Source organism: Dyella sp., assembly GCF_051954575.1.
In the GTDB taxonomy this organism is placed as follows: Bacteria; Pseudomonadota; Gammaproteobacteria; order Xanthomonadales; family Rhodanobacteraceae; genus Dyella_B.
Map to the genome: position 1 here is coordinate 46,562 of NZ_JBQCHP010000035.1, position 7,962 is coordinate 54,523.

At 65.7% G+C, this 7,962-nt stretch carries 6 protein-coding genes; 3 read left to right on the top strand and 3 right to left on the bottom strand.

What is annotated here, in order from left to right; translation table 11 throughout:
* Positions 1-7: 7 nt before the first annotated feature.
* The 3 genes from ACTHNE_RS05335 to radC form a co-directional block, all read right to left on the bottom strand.
* On the bottom strand, positions 8-718 hold the full coding sequence (locus ACTHNE_RS05335) for an SPOR domain-containing protein (protein ID WP_324937824.1): 711 nt from the start codon (positions 716-718) through the stop codon (positions 8-10).
* Entirely contained in the window at positions 719-2,410 is a 1,692-nt protein-coding gene (gene argS / locus ACTHNE_RS05340; RefSeq protein ID WP_440268707.1) for an arginine--tRNA ligase, read from the bottom strand. It lies immediately after the preceding gene.
* 561 nt (positions 2,411-2,971) lie between these two features.
* Positions 2,972-3,643 carry a RadC family protein gene (gene radC, locus ACTHNE_RS05345; RefSeq protein ID WP_440268708.1) on the bottom strand — a complete coding sequence of 224 codons (672 nt, stop codon included), beginning with the start codon at positions 3,641-3,643 and terminating at the stop codon, positions 2,972-2,974.
* 119 nt (positions 3,644-3,762) lie between these two features.
* On the opposite strand from radC, the gene coaBC reads away from it, so the two are divergent.
* The 3 genes from coaBC to ACTHNE_RS05360 are packed head-to-tail and all read left to right on the top strand — an operon-like array spanning position 3,763 to position 7,773.
* Entirely contained in the window at positions 3,763-4,968 is a 1,206-nt protein-coding gene (gene coaBC, locus ACTHNE_RS05350) for a bifunctional phosphopantothenoylcysteine decarboxylase/phosphopantothenate--cysteine ligase CoaBC (protein WP_440268709.1), read from the top strand.
* A complete protein-coding gene (dut, locus tag ACTHNE_RS05355; RefSeq protein WP_440268710.1) occupies positions 4,965-5,420 on the top strand; it encodes a dUTP diphosphatase in 456 nt (151 codons plus the stop codon). The genes coaBC and dut overlap by 4 nt, the downstream gene beginning before the upstream one ends.
* Before the next feature lie 19 nt (positions 5,421-5,439).
* Positions 5,440-7,773 (top strand): phosphomannomutase/phosphoglucomutase, encoded by a 2,334-nt coding sequence (locus ACTHNE_RS05360; RefSeq protein ID WP_440268711.1) that lies wholly within the window; start codon positions 5,440-5,442, stop codon positions 7,771-7,773.
* The last annotated feature ends 189 nt before the right edge of the window (positions 7,774-7,962 follow it).

The following is a 7,962-nucleotide window of genomic DNA, read 5'->3' on the forward strand; positions in this document are numbered from 1 at the left end:
ACCTACGTCAGCCGCCGGCCTTTAATGCAATGGCCGAGATGCCTGCCGCGGACAAGCGCTGCTTGGTCGATTCCAAATCGGTGGCCGACCGGAACGGTCCCAGGCGCACGCGATGGTAGGTCTGCCCGCCGACATTCACCGACTGCACGTTGGCGACGAAACCCTGCAGCGCCAGCTTCGCTTTCAGCGTTTCCGCATCGGCGGCGCTCGGGAACGCGCCTACCTGCAACAGGTAACCGCTGGGACCGGTCGAGGGCGGTGGCGCCACGGCCGAAGGCGGCGCGGCGGTGATGTTCTGCGTGACGGCCGCCGGCGCGTTGGGCGGCAGCTTCGGCGGGGGCGGCGTGGCGGCCTGTTGCGCCTGCTGCTGTTTCTGCTGCGCCAGTTGCTGCTGCTGTTCGGCCTTGGCCTGCGCGCTGATTTCCGAATCCGGAATGCGTACTTCCTTCTCCGACAGCACGGAATAGAAGTCGTACTGCGGCTTCTTGGGCGCGGTGTTGGTGGCGGCCGGAGTCAGGCCCTCGTCGCTGCCCGGTTGCGCGGTGGCCTCGGGGTTGGGTTGCGGGCCCTTGGGCGTCATCGGCACCAGCGAGTGGCGCATCAGCACCACCACCACCAGGGCGCCGATCAGGATGCCGACGAGAATGCCCGCCCAGGCCGGGAATCCGCCGCCACTGTTGCGAACGGCCTGTCGGCCTTTGCCCTTGCGTGCTGCCATTTACATCTTCTCCGGGGCGCTGAGACCCAGTAAATCCAAACCGTTGCGTATCACCTGGCGGGTGGCGACGGCGAGGGTGATACGCGCGTTGCGCAGCTCGGCATCGTCCACGATCCACTTGTGCTCGTGATAGTAGCTGTGAAGCGCGCCGGCGAGTTCGCGCAGGTATTGCGCGATCAGGTGCGGTTCCAGATTGGCGGCCGCCGCCTCCACCACTTCCGGGTAGCGCGACAGTTCGTTCAGCAGGATTTGCTCGTGCTCGGTGTCCAGGCGGACCATCTGTGCAATGCCTGCCACAGCATCGACCGGTGGCAGCCCGCGTTCGGCCAGTTCTTCCAGCACGCGGCATACGCGGGCATGGGCGTACTGGATGTAGTAGACCGGGTTGTCGTTGCTTTGCGAGCGGGCCAGGTCGATGTCGAAGACGAGTTGCGAATCGCCTTTGCGGGCAATCAGGAAGTAACGCGTGGCGTCGCGGCCGGCTTCGTCGATCAGATCACGCAGCGTGACGTAGCTGCCCGCGCGCTTGGAGATTTTCACTTCCTCGCCGCCGCGCATCACGGTGATCATCTGGTACAGCACGTAATGCGGCCAATCCTTCGGGATACCGCAATCGAGCGCCTGCAGGCCGGCCTTAACGCGCGCCAGCGTGCCGTGGTGATCGGAGCCCAGCACGGTGACGGCGTTTTCGTAGCCGCGCAGCCATTTGCTGCGGTGGTACGCCACGTCCGGCACGAAGTAGGTGTAGGTGCTATCGGACTTGCGCATCACGCGGTCTTTGTCGTCGCCGAAGTCGGTAGTGCGCAGCCAGAGCGCGCCGCCTTCCTCATAGGTGTGGCCGTGGGCGATCAACTCGCGCACGGTTTCTTCCACCTTCGCGTCGGTGTAGAGCGAGGATTCCAGGAAATACACATCGAAGCTGACGCCGAAGGCCTGCAGGTCCAGATCCTGCTCGCGGCGCAGATAGGCCACGGCGAAATGACGGATCGCTTCCAGATCGTCCGCGTCCTTGGCGCCGACCACGGCATGGCCATCGGCAATGACCGTGTCTCCGGCAAGATAGCTGCGCGCGAGGTCCGCAATGTAGTCGCCGCGATAGCCGTCTTCCGGCCAGCCCGGATCGCCCAGCGCGATGCCGCGCGCGCGCGCCTGCACCGAAATGGCGAGGTTGTGGATCTGCACGCCGGCGTCGTTGTAGTAGAACTCGCGCTTCACGTTCCAGCCGGTAGCTTCGAACAGGCGCGCAATGCAGTCGCCCAGCGCGGCGTTGCGGCCGTGACCTACGTGCAGCGGCCCGGTCGGATTGGCCGACACGAATTCCACACCCACCGTATGCCCGGCGCCACTGCGGCTGCGGCCATAGGCATTGCCTTCGGACAGGATGCGGCCGGCCTCGGCGTGATAGGCCTGCGCGGCCAGGAAGAAATTGATGAAGCCGGGCCCGGCGATCTCCACCTTGCCCACCAGTGCGTTGGCGGGCAGGGCGGCAACCAGCTTTTCGGCCAGGTCCCGCGGCTTGGCGCGCGCCGGCTTGGCCAGCAGCATGGCGGCGTTGGTGGCGAAGTCGCCATGGTCGCGGCTGCGCGCGCGCTCGATCACAAAGTTGGGCAGGTCGATGTCGGCGGGCAGGGCACCGGTGCCCTGAAGGGTCCGCATAGCCGTGAGGACCAGTTCGCGCAGCGCTTCTTTCACAGGAGAGGATCGAATCGGGATGGAACCGCGCATCGTAACAGACCGCCGCGCCGGAGCCTTCTGCCTCTGCCGAACGGCCGTCGCCCAGGGGCTTGCGCCGCTGCTGCAGCGCAGTGGACGAACTTGTGGATAAGTCTGTGGGGAAAGTGAAGGGGGCGTGTTCAAGGGCGCGTGAAGGCGCACCCGAAACCTGTTTGTCACGCAATTAGTTCTTTTGAATCAAAGGATTAAAATGTGAACTTGATGTGCTTTTCGGTGATATGGCCCTAAGTGGCCTTCGGGGCGCCGTGTGCATAAGTCTTGCCAGCCGCTGTCGGGCCGGCTTGGACAGGCGGACGGGGCGGGCAGGGAGCCGCACATGTCACACGCCAGTCATGACGCAACGCGACAATAGCTGGGTATCTCCGGCGTCTCCCCCGCTGGCTCGATACGGGACTGCCGCATCCCTCTACCCTCCCCTCATGCGGCTCCCGGCGCGCACCCTCCCGGTCGCGCCGTTTTTTTTGGCCGTGGCGACACTGTGAATCGAGAATCGTGAAAGCGGTTTCCGAAGCCTGCCAATCAGAGCAACCCGCGCGCCGCCATCGACACTGGCGAGGCATGGCCGATCACCAGGTGATCCAGCACCCTCACGCCGATCAACCGCAGCGCCTGGCCGAGCTCGCGGGTGATCGCTTGGTCGGCGGAACTGGGTTCGGCCACGCCGCTCGGGTGATTGTGGGCGAAGATCACGGCGGCGGCGTTGTGCTTCAAACAGGCGCGCACCACTTCGCGCGGATGCACGCTGGCCCCGTCCACGGTACCGCGGAACAGTTCTTCGAAGGCGAGCACGCGGTGGCGGTTGTCCAGATAGAGGCAGGCGAATACCTCGTAGGGCAGGTGCCGCAGGCGGGCGCTGAGGTAGTCGCCGCTATCGTGCGGATTGCGCAGCGAGGGCTGTTCGACAAGCTGCTCGGCCAGGCTGCGGCGCGCCAGCTCCAGCGCGGCGGCCAGGCGTGCGCGCTTGGCTGGCCCTAGGCCAACGGCGCGGATATCCCCGTCCTGACTGGCGAGCAGGGCGTTCAAGCCGCCGGCTTGCATCAGCAATTCGCGGCCGAGGGTGATGGCGTCCTTGCCACGCACGCCGCTGCCGAGCAGCACCGCCAGCAACTCGGCGTCCGAGAGATGGGCGCTGCCGCGCGCCAGCAATTTTTCGCGCGGTCGTTCGCTTTCTGGCCACTGTCGGATACTCATGTGACCAGCATCCCGTTCGAGGTGCTTTCCGGACAGCGGTTGGTTTATGTGAATCCGGTAAGCTAGCCGTCTATTCGTACGTCGGGCCCCGCTTACGCAAAATGGATCAGAGCATCTCGATGAGTCTTGCTGAACGTCGCATCTTGCTGGGAGTGTCAGGTGGCATTGCCGCCTACAAGTCCTGCGAGCTGGTCCGCCGCCTGCGCGATCTGGGTGCGCGCGTGCGCGTGGTGATGACCGAGAATGCGACCCACTTCGTCACGCCCACCACGTTCCAGGCACTGTCCGGCGAACCGGTGCGGGTGAGCCTGTGGGACGAATCGGCCGAAGCGGCGATGGGCCATATCGAGCTGGCGCGCTGGGCCGAACGCGTGCTGATCGCGCCGGCCAGTGCCGACCTGATCGCGCGCTTGGCGCACGGCCATGCCGACGATCTGCTGACCACGCTATGTCTGGCCACCGCCGCACCGCTGTACGTGGCGCCGGCCATGAACCAGCAGATGTGGGCGCATGCCGCCGTGCAGGCGAATGTTGCCACGTTGCGTGCGCGCGGCGTGCATATCCTGGGGCCGGCCTCCGGCGACCAGGCCTGCGGCGAAATCGGCTCGGGCCGCATGCTGGAACCGCACGAGTTGCGCTCGGCGATCGTCGCCTCGTTCGCCGAGCAGGTGCTGCGCGGCAAGAAGGTGGTGGTGAGCGCAGGGCCCACCTACGAAGACATCGATCCGGTGCGCTTCATCGGCAACCGCAGTTCCGGGCGCATGGGTTTTGCCGTCGCCGAAGCGGCGGCGCAGGCCGGTGCGCAGGTGGTGCTGGTGGCAGGTCCGGTCAGCCTGGCCACGCCCGCGGGGGTAGCCAAACGCGTGGATGTGCGCAGCGCCGCGCAGATGCATGCCGCCGTGACGGACGCCGTGCAAGGCGCGGATATCTACATCGGCTCGGCCGCGGTGGGCGATTACCGTCCCAACGCGGTGGCCGCGCACAAGCTCAAGAAACATGACGGCGCCGATCTCACGCTGCAATTGGCGGAGAACCCGGACATCCTCGCCAGCTTGTCGGCGAAGCAGCCGCACCCGTTCCTGGTGGGTTTCGCCGCCGAAACGCAGAACGTGGAAATCTATGCGCGCGACAAACTGCACCGCAAAGGCCTGGACATGATCGCCGCCAACCAGGTGGGCGAAGGCCTCGGCTTCGAAACCGCCGACAACGCCATCACGCTGTACTGGGCCGACGGCTCGCTGGAGCTGCCGCGCGCCGACAAGTGCGCGCTCGCGCGCCAGCTGATCGAATGCGTCGCCAGCCGCTACAAGGCGGTGCGCGGATGATCGATGTCGAAGTGAAGATTCTCGACTCGCGCCTGGGCGACAGTATTCCGCTACCGCAGGCGGCCACCGTCGGCAGCGCCGGCATGGACCTGCGCGCCGCCGTGGCCGAACCGCTCACGCTGCAGCCCGGCGAAAGCGCGCTGGTGCCCAGCGGCATGGCGATTCACATCGGCGATCCGGGCTGGTGCGCGCTGATCGTGCCGCGCTCGGGCCTGGGCCATAAGCACGGGCTGGTGATGGGCAACCTGGTCGGCGTGATCGACGCCGACTATCAGGGACCCTTGATGATCTCGTGCTGGAACCGGGGTACGCAGCCCTACACCATTGCGGTGGGCGAGCGTATCGCGCAATTGCTGCTGGTGCCGGTGGGGCAGGCACGGCTGAAGCTGGTCGAGGAATTCGTACCTTCCGAACGGGGTGAAGGCGGATTCGGATCGACCGGAAAACATTGAGACTGCGGGGAAACGGGGCATGGCAGTGAGCAGCGCACGAGCGCGTTTGCCGGATGTGCAATGGGGGCGGTTGCTGATGTTGGCCGGCGGCACCTTGCTGCTGGCGTTGGGGATATTCAGCGCCTGGCAGACCTGGCTGATCGCCAACCAAGGCAGCGCGGTGGAGCACGTGCACGCGGCGCAGGACAAAGCCGTGCAAGTGCTGGCCGAAGAAATCGTGCGGCAGCACCAGCTGGTGAACCGGGCCGTGGCCGGCATCGATGCGAGCGGCTTGCCGGCGAGCGGCCCGCAAGTGATCGCGGCGCTCAAGCAGCGCCTGCCCGAAGCCCTGAACATCGAGCTGTACAGCGGCGGACTGGACGAAGTGCTGCACGCCAATTATCGCGAGTTCGGCTACGCAAAGGCGGCGCAATTGATGTCGGCGCCGGATGCCGAAGGCGGGCCGCCGGTGGAAGCCGCCCTCAGGGGTGCGGGCGATCGTCGCCTCACCTTGGTCGCGCCAGTGGGAACGACGCAGAAGCCGCAGGCCTGGGCATGGATCGAGCTGCCCTTCGCCCCGATGGCCGATCGCTTCGACAGTGTGGCCGTCAGCAGCGGCCGGCTACGGCTGAACCAGAGCACCGATCGTGGCGACAACCTTGAGTTGCTGGCCAACGGCAGCGTCAGCGCGGTGGATGTGGAGCCCGCCGGCAAGCCGGTGCCGGGCAGCACGTTCAATGTCGTGGCGGTGCTGCCGGGTGCCTATATCGTGCTGCCGCCATCGTGGCCGCTGGCCGCCTTGCTTACCTTGGTGGGCCTGGGCGGCGGCGCCGGTTTGTTTTGGTTATTGACGCGCGCCGGCAAACAAAGCCGTGCGCCTACGCTCGAGGAACAGACGTTGTCGGATATCGTGGAGGCTCAACCCAAACCGGAACCTGTCAAAGCCGCCCCGGCGCCCGCCGCCAAATCGGCGCCAGCGACGCCCACGCAGATCAATGTCGACCCAGCGATCTTCCGCGCCTACGACGTGCGCGGTGTGGTGGGCAAGAGCCTTACGCCCGGCGTGGCCAAACTGCTCGGCCAGTCGATCGGCACGGTGATGCGCGAGAAGGGCCTGCGCGAAATCGTGGTCGGCCGTGATGGCCGCCTGTCTGGTCCGGAACTGGCGGGTGCGCTGGCCGATGGCCTGCGCCTGGCGGGCGTCGACGTGATCGACGTGGGCGCAGTGCCGACGCCGGTGGTCTACTACGCCGCCTATCGCTTCAACACCGGCTGCGGCGTGGCGGTGACCGGCAGCCACAATCCGCCGGACTACAACGGCTTCAAGATCGTGGTCGGCGGCGAAACGCTGTCCGAAGGTGCGATCCAGGATCTCTACCAGCGCATCACCACCGGCGCGCTCGAATCCGACGGGGGCGGCACGCTGCGCCTGGTCGACGTGGTGCCCGACTACATCGAACGCATCACCGCGGACGTGCAGACCGAGCGCCCGCTGAAGATCGTGGTCGACTGCGGCAACGGCATCCCGGGCGCGGTGGCGCCGCAGGTGCTGGAAGGCATCGGCTGCGAAGTGATTCCGCTGTATTGCGAAGTGGATGGCAGCTTCCCCAATCATCATCCCGATCCGTCCGATCCGCACAACTTGGAAGACCTGATTCTTTCGGTGAAGCAGACCGGCGCCGATCTCGGCCTCGCGTTCGACGGCGACGGCGATCGTCTCGGCGTGGTCACGCGCAGCGGCGAGATCATCTTCCCCGACCGCACGCTGATGCTGTTTGCGCGCGACGTGCTGTCGCGCCAGCCTGGCGCGACGATCATCTACGACGTCAAATGCACTGGCCACCTGAAAGGCCAGATCCTCGATGCCGGCGGCAGTCCGCTGATGTGGCGCACCGGCCATTCGCTGATCAAGGCGAAGATGCGCGAAACCGGCGCGGAACTGGCTGGCGAAATGAGCGGCCATTTCTTCTTCAAGGAGCGCTGGTACGGATTCGACGACGGCATCTACGCCGGCGCGCGCCTGCTGGAAATCCTCGCCGGCGACATCGAAGGCCGCACGCCGGAAGACATCTTCGCCACCTGCCCTAAGGGCGTTTCCACGCCGGAGCTCAAGGTGGAAATGGCCGAGGGCGAACATTACCGCTTTATCGAAAAATTCCGCGAAAAGGCGAATTTCGGCGACGCCACGCTGGTGACCATCGATGGCGTCCGCGCCGACTGGCCGGACGGCTGGGGCCTGGTGCGTCCGTCCAACACCACGCCAATCCTGGTCTTGCGCTTTGATGCGGACAACGAGCAGGCGCTCAAGCGCATCCAGGATGTATTCCGGGCGCAATTGCTTGCGGTGGATCCGTCGTTGAAGCTGCCGTTCTAACGTAGGTTGGGGTGTAAACCCCAACATTTGATCTCTCAGGCATGGCGGCGTTGGGGTTTGCACCCCAACCTATGTATGGACTCGCCCCCTACGTCAACCGCTTTTTTCATTCCCCGAAGGCCGGCTGCATCTATGTATAAGGCCTCATCAAGGTGGCAACACGTGCCACGGGCACACCATCGTTTGAGC